23 protein-coding genes and 1 riboswitch are annotated in these 21437 nt (G+C 69.5%); of the genes, 13 read left to right on the top strand and 10 right to left on the bottom strand.

The features are described from left to right. Window positions 1–93: 93 nt before the first annotated feature. Window positions 94–708, top strand: coding sequence for a phosphoribosyltransferase (locus tag ACWF7A_RS15625; protein WP_452251126.1), 615 nt, complete (start codon window positions 94–96; stop codon window positions 706–708). On the opposite strand, the gene ACWF7A_RS15620 is transcribed toward ACWF7A_RS15625, so the two are convergent. The 3 genes from ACWF7A_RS15620 to ACWF7A_RS15610 are packed head-to-tail and all read right to left on the bottom strand — an operon-like array spanning window position 669 to window position 2115. Beyond that, entirely contained in the window at window positions 669–980 is a 312-nt protein-coding gene (locus tag ACWF7A_RS15620; protein ID WP_452251125.1) for an antibiotic biosynthesis monooxygenase family protein, read from the bottom strand. The genes ACWF7A_RS15625 and ACWF7A_RS15620 overlap by 40 nt on opposite strands. Next, window positions 977–1837, bottom strand: coding sequence for an ATP phosphoribosyltransferase (hisG, locus tag ACWF7A_RS15615; protein ID WP_452251124.1), 861 nt, complete (start codon window positions 1835–1837; stop codon window positions 977–979). The genes ACWF7A_RS15620 and hisG overlap by 4 nt, the downstream gene beginning before the upstream one ends. A gap of 14 nt (window positions 1838–1851) precedes the next feature. Beyond that, the gene (locus tag ACWF7A_RS15610; protein WP_089912086.1) at window positions 1852–2115 is read right to left on the bottom strand and encodes a phosphoribosyl-ATP diphosphatase; all 264 of its coding nucleotides are present in this window, start codon (window positions 2113–2115) and stop codon (window positions 1852–1854) included. Window positions 2116–2223: 108 nt separating this feature from the next. On the opposite strand from ACWF7A_RS15610, the gene ACWF7A_RS15605 reads away from it, so the two are divergent. The 4 genes from ACWF7A_RS15605 to ACWF7A_RS15590 all read left to right on the top strand — a co-directional run bounded on the left by ACWF7A_RS15605 (window position 2224) and on the right by ACWF7A_RS15590 (window position 4518). After that, entirely contained in the window at window positions 2224–2874 is a 651-nt protein-coding gene (locus ACWF7A_RS15605) for a (2Fe-2S)-binding protein (RefSeq protein WP_452251123.1), read from the top strand. Between the two features lie 48 nt (window positions 2875–2922). Further along, window positions 2923–3097, top strand: a riboswitch (cobalamin riboswitch). A gap of 33 nt (window positions 3098–3130) precedes the next feature. Further along, a complete protein-coding gene (locus ACWF7A_RS15600; RefSeq protein ID WP_093588538.1) occupies window positions 3131–3319 on the top strand; it encodes a CbtB domain-containing protein in 189 nt (62 codons plus the stop codon). Between the two features lie 22 nt (window positions 3320–3341). Beyond that, a complete protein-coding gene (locus tag ACWF7A_RS15595; RefSeq protein ID WP_452251122.1) occupies window positions 3342–4097 on the top strand; it encodes a CbtA family protein in 756 nt (251 codons plus the stop codon). A gap of 250 nt (window positions 4098–4347) precedes the next feature. Beyond that, complete coding sequence (locus tag ACWF7A_RS15590; RefSeq protein ID WP_452251121.1) at window positions 4348–4518, top strand: hypothetical protein; 171 nt, start codon at window positions 4348–4350, stop codon at window positions 4516–4518. On the opposite strand, the gene ACWF7A_RS15585 is transcribed toward ACWF7A_RS15590, so the two are convergent. Next, window positions 4515–5171 (bottom strand): HAD family hydrolase, encoded by a 657-nt coding sequence (locus tag ACWF7A_RS15585; protein ID WP_452251120.1) that lies wholly within the window; start codon window positions 5169–5171, stop codon window positions 4515–4517. The two genes, ACWF7A_RS15590 and ACWF7A_RS15585, sit on opposite strands and share 4 nt — an antisense overlap. Continuing rightward, the gene (gene metH, locus ACWF7A_RS15580) at window positions 5164–8703 is read right to left on the bottom strand and encodes a methionine synthase (RefSeq protein ID WP_452251119.1); all 3540 of its coding nucleotides are present in this window, start codon (window positions 8701–8703) and stop codon (window positions 5164–5166) included. Before metH ends, ACWF7A_RS15585 begins: the two co-directional genes overlap by 8 nt. Before the next feature lie 48 nt (window positions 8704–8751). On the opposite strand from metH, the gene ACWF7A_RS15575 reads away from it, so the two are divergent. From ACWF7A_RS15575 to ACWF7A_RS15555, 5 genes are all read left to right on the top strand, one after another. Continuing rightward, a complete protein-coding gene (locus ACWF7A_RS15575; protein ID WP_452251118.1) occupies window positions 8752–9651 on the top strand; it encodes a PAC2 family protein in 900 nt (299 codons plus the stop codon). A gap of 105 nt (window positions 9652–9756) precedes the next feature. Then, window positions 9757–10281, top strand: coding sequence for an RNA polymerase sigma factor (locus tag ACWF7A_RS15570; protein ID WP_452251117.1), 525 nt, complete (start codon window positions 9757–9759; stop codon window positions 10279–10281). Next, on the top strand, window positions 10281–11009 hold the full coding sequence (locus ACWF7A_RS15565; RefSeq protein ID WP_452251116.1) for a hypothetical protein: 729 nt from the start codon (window positions 10281–10283) through the stop codon (window positions 11007–11009). The genes ACWF7A_RS15570 and ACWF7A_RS15565 overlap by 1 nt, the downstream gene beginning before the upstream one ends. Window positions 11010–11153: 144 nt before the next feature. Continuing rightward, complete coding sequence (locus tag ACWF7A_RS15560; RefSeq protein ID WP_452251115.1) at window positions 11154–11360, top strand: hypothetical protein; 207 nt, start codon at window positions 11154–11156, stop codon at window positions 11358–11360. A gap of 74 nt (window positions 11361–11434) precedes the next feature. Continuing rightward, window positions 11435–12595, top strand: a complete 1161-nt coding sequence (locus ACWF7A_RS15555) for an MFS transporter (protein ID WP_452251114.1) — start codon at window positions 11435–11437, stop codon at window positions 12593–12595. Here ACWF7A_RS15555 and ACWF7A_RS15550 read toward each other — a convergent pair. Together ACWF7A_RS15550 and ACWF7A_RS15545 are read right to left on the bottom strand one after the other, a co-directional pair. Beyond that, window positions 12525–14108: an ABC transporter permease gene (locus ACWF7A_RS15550; protein ID WP_452251113.1), complete on the bottom strand. Its 1584-nt coding sequence runs from the start codon at window positions 14106–14108 to the stop codon at window positions 12525–12527. The genes ACWF7A_RS15555 and ACWF7A_RS15550 overlap by 71 nt on opposite strands. Beyond that, on the bottom strand, window positions 14105–14992 hold the full coding sequence (locus tag ACWF7A_RS15545) for an ABC transporter ATP-binding protein (RefSeq protein WP_452251112.1): 888 nt from the start codon (window positions 14990–14992) through the stop codon (window positions 14105–14107). Before ACWF7A_RS15545 ends, ACWF7A_RS15550 begins: the two co-directional genes overlap by 4 nt. A gap of 82 nt (window positions 14993–15074) precedes the next feature. On the opposite strand from ACWF7A_RS15545, the gene ACWF7A_RS15540 reads away from it, so the two are divergent. After that, window positions 15075–15572, top strand: coding sequence for a GbsR/MarR family transcriptional regulator (locus ACWF7A_RS15540; protein ID WP_452251111.1), 498 nt, complete (start codon window positions 15075–15077; stop codon window positions 15570–15572). Window positions 15573–15638: 66 nt separating this feature from the next. Here the strand turns inward: ACWF7A_RS15540 and ACWF7A_RS15535 are convergent, their stop codons facing one another. Further along, on the bottom strand, window positions 15639–16739 hold the full coding sequence (locus ACWF7A_RS15535; protein ID WP_452251110.1) for a S1 family peptidase: 1101 nt from the start codon (window positions 16737–16739) through the stop codon (window positions 15639–15641). A gap of 499 nt (window positions 16740–17238) precedes the next feature. Between ACWF7A_RS15535 and ACWF7A_RS15530 the strand changes: the two genes are divergently transcribed. Continuing rightward, window positions 17239–18945 carry a S8 family peptidase gene (locus ACWF7A_RS15530; protein WP_452251109.1) on the top strand — a complete coding sequence of 569 codons (1707 nt, stop codon included), beginning with the start codon at window positions 17239–17241 and terminating at the stop codon, window positions 18943–18945. 150 nt (window positions 18946–19095) lie between these two features. Further along, on the top strand, window positions 19096–19479 hold the full coding sequence (locus tag ACWF7A_RS15525) for a hypothetical protein (protein WP_452251108.1): 384 nt from the start codon (window positions 19096–19098) through the stop codon (window positions 19477–19479). A gap of 9 nt (window positions 19480–19488) precedes the next feature. Here ACWF7A_RS15525 and ACWF7A_RS15520 read toward each other — a convergent pair whose 3' ends face one another. Further along, a complete protein-coding gene (locus tag ACWF7A_RS15520; RefSeq protein WP_452251107.1) occupies window positions 19489–19947 on the bottom strand; it encodes a hypothetical protein in 459 nt (152 codons plus the stop codon). Window positions 19948–19963: 16 nt separating this feature from the next. Beyond that, complete coding sequence (gene mshC / locus ACWF7A_RS15515; RefSeq protein WP_452251106.1) at window positions 19964–21202, bottom strand: cysteine--1-D-myo-inosityl 2-amino-2-deoxy-alpha-D-glucopyranoside ligase; 1239 nt, start codon at window positions 21200–21202, stop codon at window positions 19964–19966. Window positions 21203–21437: the final 235 nt, after the last annotated feature.

Here is a 21437-nt window from a genome sequence, read left to right as displayed (position 1 = left end):
GTTCGGCTGCTCTGAACGGTCACGCCGGCGACCGGCACCACCCGTCTTCCGGATCGCCGCCGCGGACGAAGTGCGCGTAGCGTCAGCGAGACCGTGAAGAGGTTCGCGAACCGGCAGGAAGCGGGCCGCGCCCTGGCAGCGCGACTCGCCGACCTCCCCTGGCACGATCCCCTGGTCCTGGGCCTCCCGAGAGGCGGCGTCCCGGTGGCGAAGGAAGTGGCCGCCCACCTCGACGCCGAACTCGACGTGGTCGTGGCCCGCAAGATCGGCGCCCCAGGCCACCCCGAGTACGGCGTAGGCGCCGTCACCGCGGACAGCGAGCCCATCTACGACCCGAGGGTTCTCAGAGCGCTGAACCTCACCGAGGAACAACTGGGCCGCACCTGCGACGAGGAACGCGAAGAAGCCAGAAGACGAACGACCCTCTACCGAGGCGACAGACCGCTCACCCTCGAGGACCGCGACGTGATCCTGGTCGACGACGGCCTGGCCACCGGCGTCACCGCCAGAGCGGCACTCCACTGGATCGCCCAGCGCGCACCGAGGAGCGTCACCCTGGCCGTCCCGGTGGCGGCGAGGGAGTCGCTCGAGACGTTCAGGACGCGGGTGGTCGCCGTCCTCACGCCGAAGCAGTTCGGCTCGGTCAGCCGCTGGTACGAGAGCTTCGATCAGACCACGGACGAAGAGGTGCTCAGCGCGCTCTCGTAGTGCGACACCACCGGGAACGGCGAGTAGAAGCGGTGCAGCAGCGACGACCACCGCTCGTACGACGGCCCCTGCCGGAAGCCCACGGTGTGCGCTTCGACGGAGTCCCAGCGCACGAGCAGCAGGTAGCGCGCCGGCGTCTCCAGGCACCGCAGCAGTTCGAGACCGCGGAAGCCCGGCGAGGCGGAGATCAGCTCCCGCGCCTCGCCGAACGCCCACTCGAAGTCCTGCTCGGAGCCCGGCAGGACGTCGAGCACGGCGTGCTCCGTGATCACAGCCGGCAGAACCTGATGTCCGAGGCCAGCACGGCCTTGGCACCGATCGCGGCCAGCTCGTCCATCACCTTGTTCGCCTCCTTGCGCGACACCATCGCCCGCACGGCCGCCCAGTCCGGGTTGGCCAGCGGCGCGACGGTCGGCGACTCCAGGCCCGGAGTCAGCGCGATCGCGGCGTCGAGGAGCGTCCGCGGGCAGTCGTAGTCGAGCATCAGGTACTGCTGCGCGAACACGACGCCCTGCAAGCGGGCGGTGAGCTGCTTCTTCGCGGCCGTGACCTCCGAGCCGTTGCGGTGGATGAGGACCGCCTCCGACTCGCAGATCGGCTCGCCGAACGGCACCAGGTCGTGCTGGCGCAGGGTGCGGCCGGAGCCCACCACGTCGGCGATCAGGTCGGCCACGCCGAGCTGGATCGAGATCTCCACGGCACCGTCGAGACGGATCACCTTGGCGGTGATGCCACGGGCCTTGAGGTCACGCCCCACGAGCCTCGGGTACGCGGTCGCGAGGCGCTTGCCTTCGAGGTCGGAGACCTTCCAGTCGGTGCCGCGAGGCCCCGCGTAACGGAAGGTCGACCCCCCGAAGCCCAGTGCCAGCAGCTCCTCGACGGAGTTGCCGTTGTCGTCGGCGCCCGAGTCGGCGGCCAGGTCACGGCCGGTGATGCCGAGGTCCAGGTCGCCGGACGCCACGTAGATCGCGATGTCCTTGGGACGCAGGAAGAAGAACTCGACCTCGTTGTTGTTGTCGAGCACGGTCAGGTCGCGCGGCTCGTGCCGCTGCCGGTAGCCCGCTTCGGTGAGCATGGCGGAGGCGCGTTCAGCGAGCGCACCCTTGTTCGGGACTGCTACGCGCAGCATGTGAAAGTCTTCCGTCAGAGGTACTTGTAGACGTCTTCGAGGGTGAGCCCACGGCCCAGCATGAGCACCTGGAGGCGGTAGAGCAGCTGCGAGATCTCCTCGGAGAGCTTCTCGTCGGACTCGTACTCGGCGGCGATCCAGACCTCGCCCGCCTCCTCCAGGACCTTCTTGCCCTGCGCATGGACCCCGGCCTCGAGCGCAGCGACGGTGCCGGAACCCTCCGGCTTGGTGGCGGCTCGTTCGGTCAGTTCAGCGAACAGGGAATCGAAGGTCTTCACGGCACGACATCCTCCCATCCCGCTGACCCCCGTCCACACCGCGGTCGCATCTGTCCCAGGCCGTGGACGTGATCTGTCCTGCATGGACACCCGGTAGCGTGAACTTCTGTGTCTGAGTTCGCCGAGGTGCTCGAAGCACTGCGCCGCGTGCGCGGGATCAACCCGTTCTTCGCTCTCGACGTGGGCCGTCCGGACGAGTCCTGGCTGCCGGGAACAGCGCTTCTCGAAGGACCCGCTCTCAAGAACACGATCGACGCCATCGCGATTCGGTACAAAGCGGAAGAACCACGCGTCGCCGCCAGCCTGTTCTTCCTCAGTTACACGGCCCGGTTGCTCAGCCCTCTCACGGCCGCGAACATCCCGATCGACGTGCGGCCGGAGAACCTGTGGTGGCGGCACCACGTCACGGACGGCCTGAGCGTCCGCATAGACCAGCCACGCCTCGGCCCGCCCGCCGCCGAGGCCCTCGCGCCCGTGGTGGAGGCGGTCCACGCGCAGGTCCCGGTGGCGCGCGGGCTGCTCTGGGGCAACGCGATGTCGAACGTCGCGGGCGCGCTCAAAATGGTTGTGCGCGCACGCATGCTCACCGCCGAGGAAGCGGAAGAACGCGGCGAACGGCTCATGAGCGCACCGCCGTTCGAACAGGCGGGAGAATTCCTGACTTTTCCCGGCGAGGTCACGTTCCGGCGTCGGTCGTGTTGTCTCTATTACCGCGTCGCCGCAGGTGGGAAGTGCGGTGACTGCCCACTCGTGAAGTGAGGAACGCAACAACTCTTATGGCCGGTTGTGCTTAACGTGCCGCTCAACTTACGGTGCACCCGCCGCAGTGACGGGAAGCCGGTGAGAATCCGGCGCGGTCCTCGCCACTGTGACCGGGAAGCGATCCCCGCCGAGCACGTCACTGGTCCCCGCCGGGACTGGGAAGACGCGGGGGCAGCGTTGATCCGGGAGTCAGGAGACCGGCTGCGGCGCCGCAAGGAGAGTTGACCTTCCACGAGGTATGGAGGAGCCCGTCATGACGAGCCCCGCAGCAAGCCTGTCCGCCGTCCGCGTGCCCAAATGGGCCTTCGCCGTCTCTGTGCTCGGCCTGATCGTCACGTACCTGGTCCTGCAGGAGAACGGTCTCGCGCTCGGCGCGGGTTCCGAGTTGCTGCACGAGTTCTTCCACGACGGCCGTCACGCCCTCGGCGTCCCCTGCCACTGATCCCATTCCCCCGATCAAGCAGATGACGACGTACAAGTCCCTTGCGCTGCGCGGAGTCGCGGCCGGCGGTATCGCCGGTGTCGCCTCCGCGCTGGTGCAGCTCCTGGTGACCGAGATCCCGATCCGCGCCGCGCTCGCGGTCGAGGAGGCTCGCGCACCCGCCGGTGAGGAAACCGGCCATTCGCACGGTGGCGAGGACGAGCTCGTCAGCCGCGGCGCCCAGGTCGTGGGCGGCATGCTCGGCGTGGTGATCGTCGGCATCGCCGTGGGCCTGGTGTTCGCCACCGCCTACGCGCTGTCGAAGCGCTGGTTCGCCGGCAGCACGCCGTTCAGCCGCAGCTTCACGTTCGGTGCCGCGGTGTTCGGTGCCGTGGCGCTGCTGCCGTGGCTCAAGTACCCGGCCAACCCGCCCGCCGTGGGCGACCCGGAGACGGTGAACTACCGGACCGCGCTCTACCTCGGTGTGGTGGTGGCCGGCCTGGTGATCGTGTGGGCCGCCAGCTGGCTCGCCGAGCAGCTGCGCGCCCAGTCTCAGCCGGTGCGGACGACGGTCGTGCTCCTCGCGGTGGCCGCGGCCTCCGCGGTGGTGCTGCTGGCGTTCCCCGCGCCGCCGGACACGATCCCCGCGGACATGCCGGTGAACGTGCTGTGGCAGTTCCGCCTCAGCTCGCTCGCCCAGCTCGCCACGCTCTACGTCGGCCTCGGCGTGGTGTTCGGCCTGCTGGTCGACCCGGCCACGCGCAGGGTCAAGGCCTCCGAGAAGGCCGCAGTCGCGTGATGGTGCGGGGTGGCCGCGAGGCCACCCCGCACACCCAACCGCGGGAACGCATCCACAACGGGTTGCGCGTCAACGCATCCCGCACCTTCGACCAGATCACGGCCGCTCCCGGGGCAACTGGTCTCTGGCGTCCCGCCGGCGCCGAGAACCTGATCCCGGCGCGGTAAACCCCGTTGTCCCCGGAGGATTCCCAGCGGGAACGACGTCGGGAACATTCCTCGAGGAGTTCGTCCCGATTGCCGCGGCCGGCATGGGCGACTACCTGTTCATCGACGAACGTCCGGGTCCGGAGTCCGGGTGCGTCCGCGAGTGGGACGTGGACGAGGGCAGCCGGCTGCCCTCGCTCTGGCCGAGCCTGTTCGCGATGCTCACGGACATCGCGGACGACGCCAGGCTCCGCTGGCGGCGGGTGCGGCCCTAGAGCGCCTTCAGGACCTCGACGTCCACGCCGACGAGCGAGTCGCGGAACACCCGCCGCTCCCCCGCCTCGACCTCGACGTCGCACGGCACCACGAGCACGGTGCACCCGGCGGCCACCGCGGCGGCGACACCGGTCGGCGAGTCCTCGATCGCCACGCACCGGGCGGCGTCCACGCCCAGCAGCCGCGCCGCCTTCAGGTACGGCTCGGGCAGCGGCTTGTTCAGCCCGTCCACCTCGTCCCCGCACACGGTCACGTCGAACAGGTCCCGCCCGATCGTGTCCAGCGCCACCTCGGTCAGCGACCGCTCGGTCGACGTCACCAACGCCATCGGCACGCCCGAAGCACGCACGGCCTTCAGAGCCTCCTGCGCGCCCGGACGCCACGGCAGACCGGCGCGGAACACCTCCTCGGTGCGGCGCGAGATCCACGCGGCTCCGTCGGCCATGTCCGCCTCGGTGGGCTCGATGCCGACGTCGGCGAACAGCAGGCGCATCGTGGTGGGCACGTTGCTGCCGACCATGCGCTCACGGGTGTGGAGCGTCAGCACGCCGCCGAGCTTCTCCGCGTACTCGTAGAGCGGGATGTCCCACAGCTTCTCGGAGTCCAGCAGCGTCCCGTCCATGTCCCACAAAACCGCGTGCAGGTCAGACATTGAAGTACTTCGCCTCCGGGTGGTGCGCCACGAAGGCGTCGGTGGACTGTTCCGGGTGGAGCTGGAGTTCCTCGGACAGGGTGACCCCGATGCGCGACGGGTCGAGGAGCTCGACGACACGCCTGCGGTCTTCCATCTCGGGGCAGGCGCCGTAGCCGAACGAGTAACGGGCGCCGCGGTAGCCGAGCTTGAAGTACTCCTCGACGTCGGCGGGGTCCTCGGCGGCGACGGTGCCACCGGTGGGCCACACGAGCTCCTCGCGGACCCGCTTGTGCCAGTACTCGGCCAGCGCTTCGGTGAGCTGGACCCCCAGTCCGTGGACTTCCAGGTACTCACGATACGCGTTCTTGCCGAACAGCTCGTTCGCGTAGTCGGCGATCGGCTGGCCCATAGTCACCAGGTGGAACGCGATCACGTCGACCTCTCCGGCCTCCTTCGCGCGCCAGAAGTCGGCCAGGCACAGGCGCCGATCCCTTTTCTGGCGCGGAAAAGCGAACCGGAAGCGCTCGGCCGCGTCCACCGAGGGCTCTTCCAGAACGATCAGATCGTCGCCGTCGGAGACGCACGGGAAGTAGCCGTAGACGACGGCGGCGTGGGCAAGAACACCTTCCGTGGCAAGGCGATCCATCCAGTAGCGCAGCCGTGGCCTGCCCTCGGTCTCGACCAGTTCCTCGTAGGTCGGGCCGTCACCGCGCGTGCCCTTCAGGCCCCACTGGCCCATGAACGTCGCACGCTCGTCGAGCAACGCGCTGTAGTCCGCGACCGGGATGCCCTTCACCACCCGGCTGTCCCAGAACGGCGGCGCCGGGATCGGGTTGTCCGGCGCCACGTCGGAGCGGCCGGTCACGACTTCTTCTTCCCCCGCAACGGCTTTGCGTGCCGCCGCGATGCGCAGCGACCGTTCGCGACGGGCCTTGCGCTCCAGAACCTTCGCCTGGGCCTCGGAATCCACCAACGGGGTCTCCCCGCGCTTGGCGGCCATGATCGCGTCCATCAGACGCAGACCCTCGAACGCGTCACGCGCGTAGCGGACGTCGCCGAAGTACATCTCCGTCAGGTCGTTCTCGACGTACGCGCGCGTCAGTGCCGCACCGCCCAGCAACACCGGCCACCGCGCGGCGACACCCCGGGAGTTCATCTCCTCGAGGTTCTCCTTCATGATCACGGTCGACTTGACCAGCAGACCGGACATGCCGATCGCGTCCGCGCGGTGTTCCGCGGCGGCCTCCAGGATCGTGCTGATCGGCTGCTTGATGCCGATGTTGACGACCTCGTAGCCGTTGTTGGACAGGATGATGTCGACGAGGTTCTTGCCGATGTCGTGGACGTCGCCCTTCACCGTGGCGAGCACGATCCGGCCCTTGCCCCCGTCGTCGGACCGTTCCATGTGCGGTTCGAGGTGCGCGACGGCGGTCTTCATGACCTCGGCGGACTGCAGCACGAACGGCAGCTGCATCTGGCCGGAGCCGAAGAGCTCGCCGACGGTCTTCATGCCCGCCAGCAGGGTGTCGTTGATGATCTGCAACGCCGGGCGCTCGTCCAGGGCGGCGTCGAGGTCGGCCTCCAGGCCGTTGCGCTCGCCGTCGACGATGCGGCGCTGCAGGCGTTCGAACAACGGCAGCGCGGCCAGCTCCTCGGCGCGCGAGGCGGAGTTCGACTTCGTCGTGACGCCCTCGAACAGCTCCATCAGCTTCTGCAACGGGTCGTAGCCCTCGCGGCGGCGGTCGTACACGAGGTCCAGCGCCACCGCGCGCTGGTCGTCGGGGATCCGCGCCATCGGCACGATCTTGGACGCGTGCACGATCGCGGTGTCGAGGCCCGCCTGCACGCATTCGTGCAGGAACACGGAGTTCAGCACCTGACGCGCGGCCGGGTTGAGTCCGAAGGAGACGTTCGACAGGCCCAACGTCGTCTGCACGGCGGGAAAACGGCGCTTGAGCTCGCGGATCGCCTCGATCGTCTCGACGGCGTCGCGGCGCACCTCCTCCTGCCCGGTGGAGATCGGGAACGTCAGGCAGTCGACGATGATGTCGTTGACGCGCATGCCCCAGTTCGTCGTCAGGTCCTCGATCAGCCTGGTGGCGACGCGAACCTTCCACTCCGCGGTGCGGGCCTGGCCCTCCTCGTCGATGCACAGCGCCACCACGGCCGCACCGTGCTCGGAGGCGAGCCGCATGATCTTCTGGAACCGGGAGTCCGGGCCGTCGCCGTCCTCGTAGTTGACGGAGTTGACCGCGCACCGGCCGCCGAGGCACTCCAGACCGGCCTGCAGCACGCCCGGTTCGGTGGAGTCGAGCATGATCGGCAACGTCGACGCGGTGGCCAGCCGGGCCGCCAGGGCGCGCATGTCCGCCTCGCCGTCGCGGCCGACGTAGTCGATGCACAGGTCGATCAGGTGGGCGCCCTCGCGCGTCTGGTCGCGCGCGATCTCGATGCAGTCCTCCCACTTCTCCGCCAGCATCGCCTCGCGGAACGCCTTGGAGCCGTTGGCGTTCGTGCGCTCGCCGATCATGAGCACCGACGCGTCCTGCTTGAACGGGACGGCCTGGTACGAAGAGGACACTCCGGGTTCCGGCCGAGGCCGGCGTGACGACGGACCCAGGTCGCGCACCGCCTCGGCCACCTGGCGCAGGTGCTCGGACGTCGTGCCGCAGCAGCCGCCGACGAGCCGCGCGCCGAACTCGCGCACGAACCCGGCCAGGGCCTGGGCCAGCTCCTCCGGCGACAGCGGGTACACCGCGCCGTGCGGTCCCAGTTCGGGCAGGCCGGCGTTCGGCATCACCGACAACGGGATGCGCGCGTGCTTCGCGAGCGTCCGCAGGTGCTCGCTCATCTCGGCGGGGCCGGTGGCGCAGTTGAGACCGATCAGGTCGATGCCGAGCGGTTCCAGCGCGGTGAGCGCGGCGCCGATCTCCGAGCCCAGCAGCATCGTGCCGGTCGTCTCGACGGTCACCTGGGCGATGATCGGGACGAACCGGCCCTCCGCCGTCATCGCCCGCTTGGCGCCGATGACGGACGCCTTGGTCTGCAGCAGGTCCTGCGAGGTCTCGACGATGATCGCGTCCACGCCACCGACGAGCAGGCCCTTGCACTGCTCCTGATAGGCGTCGCGCAACGTCGCATAGGGAGCGTGGCCGAGCGTCGGCAGCTTGGTGCCGGGCCCGACGGAGCCGAGCACGAACCGGGGCTGTCCGGACGTGCTGAACTCGTCCGCGACCTCGCGCGCCAGGGCCGCGCCGCGTTCGGACAGGTGGAAGATCTGGTCCGGAATGTCGTACTCGGCCAGGTTCGCGAGGTTCGCCCCGAACGTGTTGGTCTCCACGGCGTCACAACCGACTTCGAGATAACCGCGGTGCACGGCCTTCACGACGTCCGGACGGGTGACGTTCAAGATCTCGTTGCAGCCCTCCAGACCGTTGAAGTCGTCAAGAGAGAGGTCTGCGGCCTGGAGCATGGTGCCCATGGCTCCGTCAGCGACGACGACCCGGTTCACCAGCGCTTCCAGCAACGGCGACGCTCCGCGATCACGCATGGGCCAAGCCTACGATGAGTTGACCGGCCGAACCCGTAGTCTGGCGCCGTGAACGATCCGTCCCAGGAATCCCCGACCCCCTCGAACCCGCGCATCCCGCTCACGGCTCCGATCATGGTCTGCGCGTTCGAAGGCTGGAACGACGCAGGCGACGCCGCCAGCACCGCGATCGAGCACCTCCAACTCACCTGGGACGCCACCCCGCTCGCCGAGATCGACCCGGACGACTACTACGACTTCCAGGTGACGCGCCCGAGCGTGCGCATGGTGGACGGCGTCACGCGCAGGGTCGACTGGCCGACGACGCGGCTGTCGGTGTGCCGCCCTCCCGGTTCCGACGTGGACGTGATCCTCGTGCACGGCATCGAGCCGAACATGCGGTGGCGCAAGTTCGCCGCCGAGCTGCTGGGCCACATCGACGCGCTCGGGGTGACGACGGTGGTGACGCTGGGCGCGTTGCTCATGGACACGCCCCACACGCGCCCGGTCCCGGTCACCGGCACGGCCTACGACGCGGACGCCGCCGAGAAGTTCGGCCTGGAGCACTCGAAGTACGAGGGCCCGACCGGCATCGTCGGCGTGTTCCAGGACGCGTGCGTGCAGGCGGGCATCCCGGCGATCTCCTTCTGGGCCGCCGTGCCGCACTACGTCTCTCAGCCGCCCTCCCCCAAGGCCACGCTGGCCCTGCTGCACCGGGTCGAGGAGGTCCTCGACATCGAGGTCCCGCTCGGCGCGCTGCCGGAGCAGGCCGAGGAGTGGGAGCGCACGGTCTCCGAGATGGCCGACGAGGACGAGGACGTGCGCAACTACGTGCGGGCCCTCGAAGAGCGCGGTGACGCGGAGCTGCAGATCACCGAGGCGTCGGGCGACGACATCGCCGCGGAGTTCGAGCGCTACCTGCGCCGCCGCGGCCGTGGTCCGGGCTGGCCGTCGACCGGTCCGCGCTGACTTGCCGAGAAGGCCCCCGCCGGGGGCCTTCTTCGTTTTCCGGGTGTGACAGCCACGGGCCTGCCGGACAGGTAGGAGGTGAAGGGTCACGACCGAGAGGACGACATGAGCGAATCTCCACCTGGCAGCAGGGAGGACCGGTTCCGGGACCTGCACCGCCGGACGTACCCGGACCTGGTGCGGTTCGTGGAACGGCGGGTGCCGCCCGCCGAGGCCGAGGACGTCGTCTCCACCGTCTACCTGACCGCGTGGCGGCGGCTCGGCGACGTGCCGCAGGACGCCCGGCCGTGGCTGTTCGCGGTGGCGCGCAGGACCATGGCGAACCAGACCCGCGGGCTGCGGCGCAGACGAGCGCTGGACGTGCGGGTGGCGTCGTCGTTCGACGAGCTGGTGCCGGACGGCTCGGCCGAGGTCGCGGCACGCCTCGACCTGGTCCGCGCCTGGCGGACGTTGAGCGCCACCGACCGCGAGGTGCTGGCGCTGGTGGCGTTCGACGGCCTCACCGCCGACCAGGCCGCCGTGGTGCTCCGGTGCCGTCGCACGACCTTCGCGATGCGGCTCACACGCGCCCGGCAGCGACTGGAACAGGCCCTGAACCCCATGCCCGAACGAGCAGGAGTGCGCGCGTGATGACCGAACTGAAGGACCTGGACCCCGCCCGCGACCGCGAGCCGAACCAGGTGGAGTGGATCCGGTCCACCGCCCACGTCGAGCGCGTCATCAGCGGCACGTACGACTCCGAGCGCTCGGCCTGGTCGCGCCGGACGGTCGTCGGACTGGCCGGAGCCGCGGTCGCCGCGGGTGTGCTGGCGGGGATCGCCCTCGTGCCCGGCGCCACGGACGAGGCGTTCGCGAAGTGGACCCCCACCCCTGGACAGCCCGGCTCCGACCTGGTGCTCCCCCAGGCTCGCGCGTGCGCCTCGGAGTGGGGTGCGAGCGCGCCGGCGGCGACGGACGTCGTGCTGGCCGAACAGCGCGGGATCGCGACGATCCTGATCCTGAAGAAGGACAACGGTCTCGCCGAGTGCATGGCGATCGGCGAGAAGGTCTTCAACTACCAGACGCTCACGAACGGACCGGTCACCCCTCTCAGCGGAGCCAGGGTGACGTACGAGACGTCGAGCTCGAGCGGTAGCGGGGACGACCAGTACTCGCGGGTCGTCGGCCGGATGGGGCCCGACGTCACCAAGGTCGAGATCACGCTGGCCGACGGTCAGGTGATCACGGCGGGAACCGGCGCCGGGTGGTGGACCGCGTGGTGGCCGGGGCCCGAGGGCGGCGAGGTCGGCACGTGGAAGGTCATGGTGCACACCTCGCGGGGCAGCAGCAGCCACGATCCGATCGATCTCACCCGCTGACGGTCTTTCACGCAGGTCAGGAGCCGTCCCGGTCATTTGGGCCGGGACGGCTTTTTCACGCTTCCGAGTGATCGAGCCGGGGTTTCCCGCTGCCGAGGAATGGGTACCAAGATCCACCTCCAGACAGGAACCACCGTGTCTCTCGTGCGCAAGATCGCTGTCGGTCTCGCTGCGGGTGGCGGCGTGCTGTTGGCCGTGTCTCCCGCCAGTGCAGCTCCCATCTCCTCCGTCGACTCCCTCGGGGAGAACGGCCCTCACACGGCCGTCAGCGACGTCAGGGAGTCGTTCCAGGGCAACCTCTCGGGGCTGCAGGACAGGACGCAGGGGTTCACCGCCGGGATCGGCGGATAGAAAGTTAGCGACAACAACCACTTTTCGGCGTTCTCCGCCGCTCGCCGCAATAGGGTGGGCGGCGGAGGTGCCCGTTGGGACGGTTGGCACGCGCCGGGTTGTACGCGGGCGCTTTGATCGGGCCGTTCGGCGGCGCCGTGACCACCTCGATCCTGCCCGAGATCGGCGACAGCTTCGGCCGCTCGGCGGGGTCCGCCGCCTCGACGCTGACGTACTACATGGTGCCGTTCGCCGTGCTGATGCTGGCTTCCGGCACGCTCGCGCAGCGCTGGGGTCCACAACGGACTGTCCGGATCGCGTACATCGCCTACGCCGCCGCGTCCGCGCTGGCCGCCACCTCCTGGACTTTCGAGGTGCTGCTGGCCTCCCGCGCGTTGCAGGGCGCGGCGAACTCGTTCACGACACCGGTGCTGCTGGCCGTGATCGCCGCGTCGACGCCGAAGGAGAAGCTCGGGCGGGCTCTGGGGTTGTTCGGGTCGATGCAGGCCGCCGGGCAGACGTCCGCGCCGCTCGTCGGAGGACTCACCGCCGAGATCGACTGGCGGTTCGCGTTCGTCGTGATCGCGGTGGTGGCCGTCGGGCTCGCGATCCTCGGGGTACCGCAGACGGACGGCGAACCGGAGCGCGACGCGAGCCTGCGCAGCGCGTTCGTGCCGAGCACGCTGCGGCCGGCCGTCATCGCGTTCGTCTGCTGGGGCTGTCTGGGCGGGCTGTCGTTCCTCGTGGCGTTCCGGCTGGACGACGTGTTCGGCCTCGGCGCCGGGGAACGCGGGCTGCTGCTCACCGGCTTCGGCGTCGTCGGGTTCCTGACGGCCCGGCAGATCGGCAAGGCCATCGACAGGTTCGGTGCCGCGACCACCGTCGTCGTCGGCGCCACGCTCGGCGCGGGACTCGTCGCGGCGGTGGGCACGACGCCGATCGCGGCGGTCGCGGTCATCGCGTGGGCGCTGACCGGAGCCGCCGCGCAGGGCGTGCTGGTGAGTCTCAACGCGCTGGTGCTGCAGGGCGGGGGCGCCAACAGGGGCGGCAGCGTCAGTGTCGTGCAGTCACTGCGCTTCATGGGCGCCGCCGCGGCCCCGCTGGCGTTCGTCCCGCTCTACCAGTCGCACCCGCTGCCGGCCTTCCTCGTCCCGGCGGCGTTGCTCGTCACCGTGCCCGCGATCGTCACGTGGACAGGTCGCGCCGGCGGAACCCGGCGAACCCCGCCACCAGGAGCACCACCGCGACCGCTGTGAGCCAGGCGAGCGGGCCGAACGTGATGTCCGGGTACTTCGGGACGTGCGTGAACGGCGAAACGTCGATCATCCACTGGTCGAGCTGCAGCGCCGGGCCGAGCAGCGTGAGCACCAGCGCCGCCGACACCACCGCCCAGCTGACGCCGGTGAGCTGCGGGAACAGTCCGAACAGGACCAGTGCCACGCCCGCGATCACCCACGCGGCGGGGAGCTGGACCAGCGCCGCGCCGAGCATCTTCGGCAGGACCGTGCCCACGTCGCCGGTCTGCAGGCCGTGGACCAGGCCCAGCCCGAGCCCGGACGCCGCCAGCACGACCGCGCCGCCGAGCAGGGCGAACACCGCGTGCGACGCGACCCAGCCCCAGCGCGATACCGGAGTGGCGAGGATCGGCTCCGCGCGGAACGAGGTCTCCTCCGACCGCAGCCGCAGGATCGCCTGCACGAGGTAGATCGACGTGATCAGGCCCAGCAGCTGGGTGACGGTCGCGAAGAACGCGTCGACCATCGCGTCGGCGCCGCCGATCTTGCTGACGATCTGCCCGAGCGTCGGGTTGTCCTGCACCATCTGCCCGACGGCCTGCGCGACGCTGCCGTAGATCACGCCCACCGCGAACAGCGCGACGGACCAGCCGATCAGCGAGCCCTTCTGCAGCCGCCACGCGAGCCCGAACGGGCTGCTGATCGTGCCCTGCGGCGGCCCGAGCCGTGCGGGGAGCAGGCCGAGGCCCACGTCGCGGCGGCTCACGATGGCGGACGAGGCACCCACCAGCAGGACGAACGCCGCGAGCGGGAGCAGCAGCACCCAGAACCTGTTGTCCGCGAACGACCGCACGTGCTCGGTCCAGCCGATCGGCGAGAGCCAGGTCAGCCACTGCGGCCCCGACTCCCCCGCCGCGTCGCCCGCCGCGCGCAGCAGGTAGGTGACACCGAGGAACCCGCCCGCGATCGCGTTGGACACGCGGGAGTTCTCCGAGAGCTGCGCGGTGAGCGCGCTGACGCCGGTGAACACGAGCCCGACCGACGCGGTGGACAGCCCGAACGCGACCGCGCCCGCGGAGTCGAGGTCCTTGCCGATCAGTGCCAGCGCCTGCAGGAGACCGATCAGCAGGCTCGTACCGCCCGCGACGATCACCGCGGCGGCGAGCGGCGCGTGCCGTCCGACGACCGTGGCGGCGATCAGCTCCGTGCGGCCCGCTTCTTCTTCTGCGCGCGTGTGCCGGGTGACGACCAGCATGGCCATGATCGCGATGAACAGGCCGGAGAAGACGCCCCAGCGCCACACGACCAGGCCGCCGAGCGACGACCAGTCGTGCAGCGGTCCGAGCATCGCGAGGAAGGCGGAGTTCGCGTTCGCGGTGACGCCGAGCAGAGCCCGCGACTCGGCGGTGCCGTACAGCTCCTCGAGCGCGGTCGTCGTCGAGTACGTGACGCCGACGAGGAACAGCACCCAGACGGGCAGCAGGATCCGGTCGCGGCGCAACGCCAGCCGCACGAGGTTCCCGGTGCCGATCATTTCGCGTCCTCGTAGTGGCGCAGGAACAGCTCCTCCAGCGTCGGCGGCTGCGAGGTCAGCGTGCGCACGCCCGTCGCCACGAGCTGCTTGAGGACCGGGTCGAGCTTGTCCGAGTCGACCTCGAACCTGACCCGGTTGCCCTCGGCGACGAGGTCGTGCACGCCGGCGAGGCTCGCGAGGCCGTTGGGCGGGCCGGCGAGCTCGGCGGAGATGGACGTGCGGGTGAGGTGCCGCAGGTCGGCGAGCGTGCCGGTCTCGACGATGTGGCCGCTCCGGATGATGCTCACCCGATCGCACAACGCCTCGACCTCGGCGAGGATGTGGCTGGAGAGCAGCACGGTGCGGCCGCGCTCGCGTTCGTCGTTGATGCAGTCCTGGAAGACGGCCTCCATCAACGGGTCGAGGCCCGAGGTCGGCTCGTCGAGGATCAGCAGCTCGACGTCGCTCGACAGGGCGGCGACCAGCGCGACCTTCTGCCGGTTGCCCTTGGAGTAGGTGCGGCCCTTCTTGCGCGGGTCCAGTTCGAAGCGCTCCAGGAGCTCCGCGCGGCGGGCCTTGTTCAGGCCGCCGCGGAGCCGTCCGAGCAGGTCGATGACCTCGCCACCGGTCAGGTTGGGCCAGAGGTTGACGTCGCCGGGGACGTAGGCGAGGCGGCGGTGGAGGGCCGCGGTGTCCTTCCACGGGTCGCCGCCGAGCAGCCGCGCGGTACCGGAGTCGGCACGCAGCAGGCCGAGCAGGATCCGGATCGTCGTCGACTTGCCGGAGCCGTTCGGGCCCAGGAAGCCGTGCACCTCACCGGTCTGGACGTCCAGGTGGAGATCGTCCAGTGCACGCGTCGGGCCGAAGATCTTCACCAGGCCCGACACGGATATCGCGGATGTCATGGCCGGTAAGCTACACTTCTTTCACAACTTCGTGAAGCATGTAAATTTTGCCCGATCGACTGACGAAAGGGATGATGCCGCCGTGACGAGTGCTACGGAGCGTGACACGCAGGCGGTGAGCCAGTTCGTCGAACGGTTCGGCGGGATTCTGGCGGACACCGGCGTACCGCGCATGCCGGCTCGCATCCTCGCGGCCCTGCTGACGACCGACTCCGGACGGCTCACCGCGGCCGAGATCGCCGACCTGCTGCAGATCTCCCCGGCGGCGGTGTCGGGGGCGGTGCGCTACCTGACCACCGTGCAGATCGTGAGCCGCGAGCGCGAGCCCGGATCACGCCGCGACGTCTACCGGATGCGCGACAACGTCTGGTACGAGGCGACGTTCCGCAAGGACCAGATGCTGGTGATGATCGACGAGGTGCTCGGCGAGGGCGTCCGGGCGCTCGGGCCCGGCTCCGAGGCCGGGTCGCGGCTGGACGAGACGCGCGAGTTCTTCCGGTTCGCGCACAGCGAGCTCGGCACGATGCTCGACCGCTGGCGCGTGCACCGCGAGAAGTGGCTGGAGGAGCGGTCTTCCTGACCTGGCCCCGAACGCGACGAGGGGGAGCTTCCGCTACTGGAAGCTCCCCCTCGTCGTTCGGCTACATCAGCCCGTGGTGAGAGTCAGGCCGTAGGCCTCGAGGATCTCGTTGACCGGCTGGTAGTAGGTCGTGCCGCCGCTGGTGCAGTCACCGGAGCCACCCGAGGTGACGCCCTGCGCCTGCGTGCCGCTGACCCACGAGCCACCCGAGTCACCGGGCTCCGCGCACACGTTCGTGCGCGTGAGGCCGCTGACGGAGCCCTCCTGGTAGTTCACGGTCTGGCTCTTCGCCTGGACCTCGCCGCAGTGCCAGCCCGTGGTCGAGCCGGAACGGCAGATCGAGGCGCCGACCGCGGACTCGGTGTGACCGGACACGACGACGTCGGCGCCGCCGTAGTGGTTCACCTTGGCCGTGGACGTCCACGACGAGTTGGTCTTGACGAACGAGTAGTCGTTGCCCGGGAAGGACGACTTCTCGAACTCGCCCATCGCCGTCTTGTCGACGCCGGTCACCGTGTCACCGGGCGAACCGCAGTGTCCCGCCGAGACGAAGCCGCCCTCGACCGAGAAGCCGACGGAGCACCGTCCGGCGTTGTTGATGTAGTAGGCGTCGCCACCGCGGGTGTCCTTGAACAGCCGCGGCGCCTCGTCGGTCTCGACGACCTTCGCGGCCGTGCCCGCCTTCTCCACCAACGGCTTCGCGGCGTCGGACTGCCCGCGCTTCACCGTGATGGTGACCGCGTTCGCCTTCGTGTCGACGTACCAGCCGGTGACCTCGGCCGGGGCCGGCGACGCGTCGAGCTTCGCCTTGGCCGCGTCGAGGTCACTCGCCTTGTGCGCGACCGTGCGGGGCTCCGCGCCGAGCTGGCGGAGCCGGTCTGTCTTGGCCGCGTCGGTCACACCCACGACGAGCCTGCCGGACGACGCGTCGAACCACGCGCCTCCGTAGCTCTCGCCGGCGTACCCCTCCACGACCCGCTGCAGGACCGCGGCCGCGCTCTCCTGGCGCAGCCTCTCCGCCGCCTGCTGGGCGTCGAGCCCCAGATCGCGCTGCATCGCGGCGAGCAGGTCGGCGGACGGTCCCTCTGCGGCGACGGCGACAGGGGAGACCGTCGTCGTGAGAGCACCCGCCAACACGGCCACAGCTGCGACAGCCATGCGCTTCATAGGCAATTCTCCTTGTTCCTTCGGTTTTGCAGGGCCGGTGTAACGCCGGACCGGGCAACCGCGATGAGGAGATCAGCTGTGCTGCAACACAGCGCGTACGACACCGGATGAATGGCGTCCCCAGGCGGCGAACTGCCCGATCAGTTCGTTCCTCCGTCTGGGCGACGCTACTTCGGCATGCCTACCGGACGGTAGGGTCGATCGAGGGGTGGACCTCGCGGCGTTCGGGTTGATATAGGGAAACCAAATGCGTTCTCTCGGTCTATTTCCGTGACACAGAGCGACCATTCGCCTTGACACGAAATGTCAAATCTGTCAACAGTTCGCACTCGACGGCGTATCCCTCTGACCTGCGGTTTAGGGCTAGCGTGCTGGACACCCTGTTCCCTGCACGAGGGAGAACCCTGCCATGCGAAGAGTCTTGAGTGCGGGACTCACAGCCGCTGCCGCCATGTGTCTGGCCGCCGCTGTGGTTCCGGCCGCATCAGCTCAAGAAAACGTGGGGACGATTCTCGGCGCCGACCGCGCCGACGTCGTGAAGGACAGCTACATCGTCTCGCTGAAGGCCGACACGGCGTCGAGGGCCGCCGCACCGGGCTTGGCGAGCAAGTACGGCGGCCAGGTCGGTCAGGTCTGGCAGCACGCGCTCAACGGCTTCTCGGTGAAGATGACGGCCAAGCAGGCCGCCAGGCTCGCCGCGGACCCGACGGTCGCGTACGTCCAGCAGGACGCCACGGTGCACGCGCTGGACGTTCAGCAGAACCCCCCGTCGTGGGGTCAGGACCGCGTGGACCAGCGCGACCTGCCGCTGAGCAACAGCTACCAGTACGACACCACGGCGTCGAACGTGACGGCGTACGTCATCGACACCGGTGTGCGCACCACGCACTCCACGTTCGGTGGCCGTGCGACGTGGGGCACCAACACCTCCGGTGACGGCAACAACAGCGACTGCAACGGTCACGGCACGCACGTCGCCGGCACCATCGCGGGCTCGCAGTACGGCCTCGCGAAGGCCGCCAAGATCGTCGCCGTCAAGGTGCTGACCTGCGGCGGCTCCGGCACGACCGCCGGCGTCGTCGGCGGCATCGACTGGGTGACGGCGAACGCGGTCAAGCCCGCGGTCGCCAACATGTCGCTCGGCGGCGGCGCGGACGCCACCCTGGACGCGGCCGTGCGCCGTTCCATCGCGTCCGGCGTGACCTACGCGATCGCGTCCGGCAACTCGAACACCGACGCCTGCAGCACCTCGCCCGCACGCGTCACCGAGGCCATCACGGTCAACTCCTCGACGAACACCGACGCGCGTTCGTCGTTCTCGAACTACGGCTCCTGCACGGACATCTACGCTCCGGGCTCGAACATCGTGTCGGCGTGGAACACCAACGACACCGCCACGAACAACATCTCCGGCACGTCGATGGCCACCCCGCACGTCGCGGGCGCGGCAGCCCTGTGGCTCGCCACGCACCCCACCGACTCCCCCGCCGCCGTGTGGAACGGCATCAACGCCGCCTCCACGCCCAACAAGATCACCAACGTCGGTGCCAACACGCCGAACAAGCTGCTGTACACGCTCTTCGGTGGCGGCCAGCCGAGCGACCCGTCCGTGACGAACCCCGGCACGCAGAACTCCACCGTCGGCACGGCGGCCTCGCTGCAGCTGTCGGCCTCGGGCGGCACCGCGCCGTACTCGTGGTCCGTCTCCGGTCTCCCGGCCGGTCTGTCGGCGAACGCCTCCGGCGCCATCTCCGGCACCCCGACCACGGCGGGCACCTCCACGGTGACCGCGACGGTCACCGACTCGGCCGGCAAGACCGGCTCGGCGACGTTCTCCTGGGTGGTCAGCGCGGTCGGCGGCAGCTGTGACGCCCGCACCAACTCCACCCCGGTCAGCATCCCCGACAACACGACCGTGACCAGCACGATCGTCGTCTCCGGCTGCGCGGGCAACGCGTCGGCCACGGCGTCGATCAAGGTCGCGATCACGCACACCTACAAGGGCGACCTCGTGGTCGACCTCGTCGCGCCCGACGGCTCGGTCTACAACCTGCACAACCGGTCCGGCGGCTCGGCCGACAACATCAACGAGACCTTCACCCGCAACCTCTCCTCCGAGGCTGCGAACGGCACGTGGACGCTGCGGGTGCGTGACGCCGCGTTCCTCGACACCGGCACGCTGAACAACTGGACGCTCGACGTCTGAGCTTCTCTCCGCTGAACGAACCGCCCCCGGTGCTTCCGCCTCGGGGGCGGTTCCACGTTCAGGCCTGCTCGAACTACGAGTAACGAGTGCTGACCACCACCCGACAAGCACGCTGCGCACCGAGACGACGGCAGCAACGGGGAGAGTCGCGTGGGGTTCTTCAGCAAGACACCGGAGGAGATCGCAGCCAAGAAGGCCGCCGATGAGAAGCTCGCGACGGAGAAAGCGGCCGCGCGCTTCGCCGAGTCCCCTGCCGGGAAAGCTCGTGTGGCGAAGGCTGAAGGCGCGAGGATCTTCCAGATTTCGATCGAGCTCCTGGACACGTCCGCGGTCAGCACGATCCTGTCGGCGTGGAAGGGCAACAACCACACCCAGACGCTGAATGAGATCGAAGCTGAGGGGTGGAAGTTCGAGGCCGTCTCGACGACCTTCATCCCGCAGACCACCACGATCACCGAAAGCTCGTTCACGAACGGCTCGAGCGGGGACACTTCCGGCGTTGTGCTGGCCACGTACGTGTTCCGAATCGCCTGACCCGGCCGTTCAGGCCTCGTCGAACCACGCGCGCCGGTGCTCGAACCACTCCGCCAGGTCGTCCTTGTCGAGGTCCTGGTCCAGCAGCTCCAGCACCGCGTCGCGGTCCGGGTGATCACTCGCGCGCACGTGCTCGACAGTGGCTCGGACGCCTGCGGCGCAGAGGTGCTCGACGTCGTACACGCACCCGGCGTCGAAGTTGGCACGTTTGATCGCGAAGTGCAGCCAGACGTCCTCGGGACGCCGGTGCAGGGCCAGCAGGAACCCGGCCAGCGCGGCCTGCTCCCCCAGTCCCTGGGAGTGGCTGCGGTACAACGCTTCCTGCTCGGCCAGGAACCGCAGCAGCGGCAGGTCTTCGGGTGTGTGGGCGTCGTGCAACGCCCACAGCACCTCACCGCGCGCCGCCTCGTTCACGTCGCCACCGGCGCCGTCACTCAGGTAGCGCAGTGCCTGCCAAGCCTCTGTCACCGGCTGATTGTGACTGTTAGAGGTCCACGCCCAGAAGAGCGTCCACCGCCGTACGGATCTGCGACGGCCCGTGCCTATCCGACCCACCGTGCGCCAGCGCCTCATCGGCCCACGCGTCGATGGCCGCCAACGCCTTCGGCGTGTCGAGGTCGTTGCCCAGGTGGTCGCGCAGCCGCGTCACGGTGTCCACAGCGGACGGTCCCGTGTCGAGGTCCGCGGCCCGGCGCCACTTGTCCACGCGGGCCAGCGCCTCGTCGAGCAGCGCCTGCGTCCACGGCCGGTCGGCGCGGTAGTGGCCCGCGAGCAACGCCAGGCGGACGGCGTTCGGGTCGATCTTCTCGGCGCGCAGCTTCGAGACGAAGACCAGGTTGCCGCGCGACTTCGACATCTTCTCGCCGTCGAGGCCGATCATGCCCGCGTGCACGTAGTGGCGTGCGAACGGGTGCTGGCCGGTCTGGGCCTCGGCGTGCGCCGCGGAGTACTCGTGGTGCGGGAAGATCAGGTCGGAGCCGCCGCCCTGCACGTCGAAGCCCATGCCGAGGCGGTTGTGGGCGATGGCGCTGCACTCGATGTGCCAGCCGGGGCGGCCGTCACCCAGTTCGGACGGCCACGACGGCTCGCCGGGGCGCTTCATGCGCCACAGCAGCGCGTCCAACGGGTGGCGCTTGCCCGCTCGGTCCGGGTCGCCACCGCGTTCGGCGAACAGCCGGAGCATCTCCTCGGAGGAGTAGTTCGACTCGTAGCCGAAACGGCCCGTGGCGTCGTGCGAGTAGTAGATGTCCGGGTACTCGGAGTCGTCCGCACGGTAGGCATGGCCGTCGGCGACGAGCTTCGCGACGACCTCGACGATCTCCGGGATCGCCTCCACGATGCCGACGTAGTCCTGCGGCGGCAGGACGCGCAGGGCCTCCATGTCCTCGCGGAACAGGGCCGTCTCGCGCATGGCGAGCACCACCCAGTCGTCCTTGTCCCGCTCGGCCCGCTCCAGCAGCGGGTCGTCGACGTCGGTGACGTTCTGGACGTAGTGCACGTTGTGGCCGTTGTCGAGCCATACGCGGTGCACGAGGTCGAACGCGAGGTAGGTGGCGGCGTGGCCGAGGTGAGTCGCGTCGTACGGCGTGATCCCGCAGACGTACAACCTGGCGGTGTCTCCTGGAGCCGTCGGACGCACTTCGCCCGTAGCCGTGTCGAACAGCCGCAGCGGGCGGGGGTCCCCCGGAACCCGTGGCACAGGAATCGATGACCAGGTCTGCATGTATCCGACACTAACGCGTGCCGACAGGTGGAGCGTGATTTCCGGCTGTTGGGACGGCCACGCCCGCATTCGTTCGGACAGAAAAGCAAGACATTCGTTGACGGCGTCGCGGCGGCGCCCCTAGCTTCCGAAGGCATGCTTCGTGTCGTCGTAGCCACGGTGGTAGCGCTCTCACTCTCCCCGGCAACCGCACACGCCGAACCCCTGGACGCCTTGGCGTATCTGGAGAATCCCA

Source organism: Lentzea sp. NPDC055074 (assembly GCF_053608005.1).
Note: the sequence above shows the minus strand (reverse complement) of the source record. Positions and strands in the feature narration are given on the sequence as shown.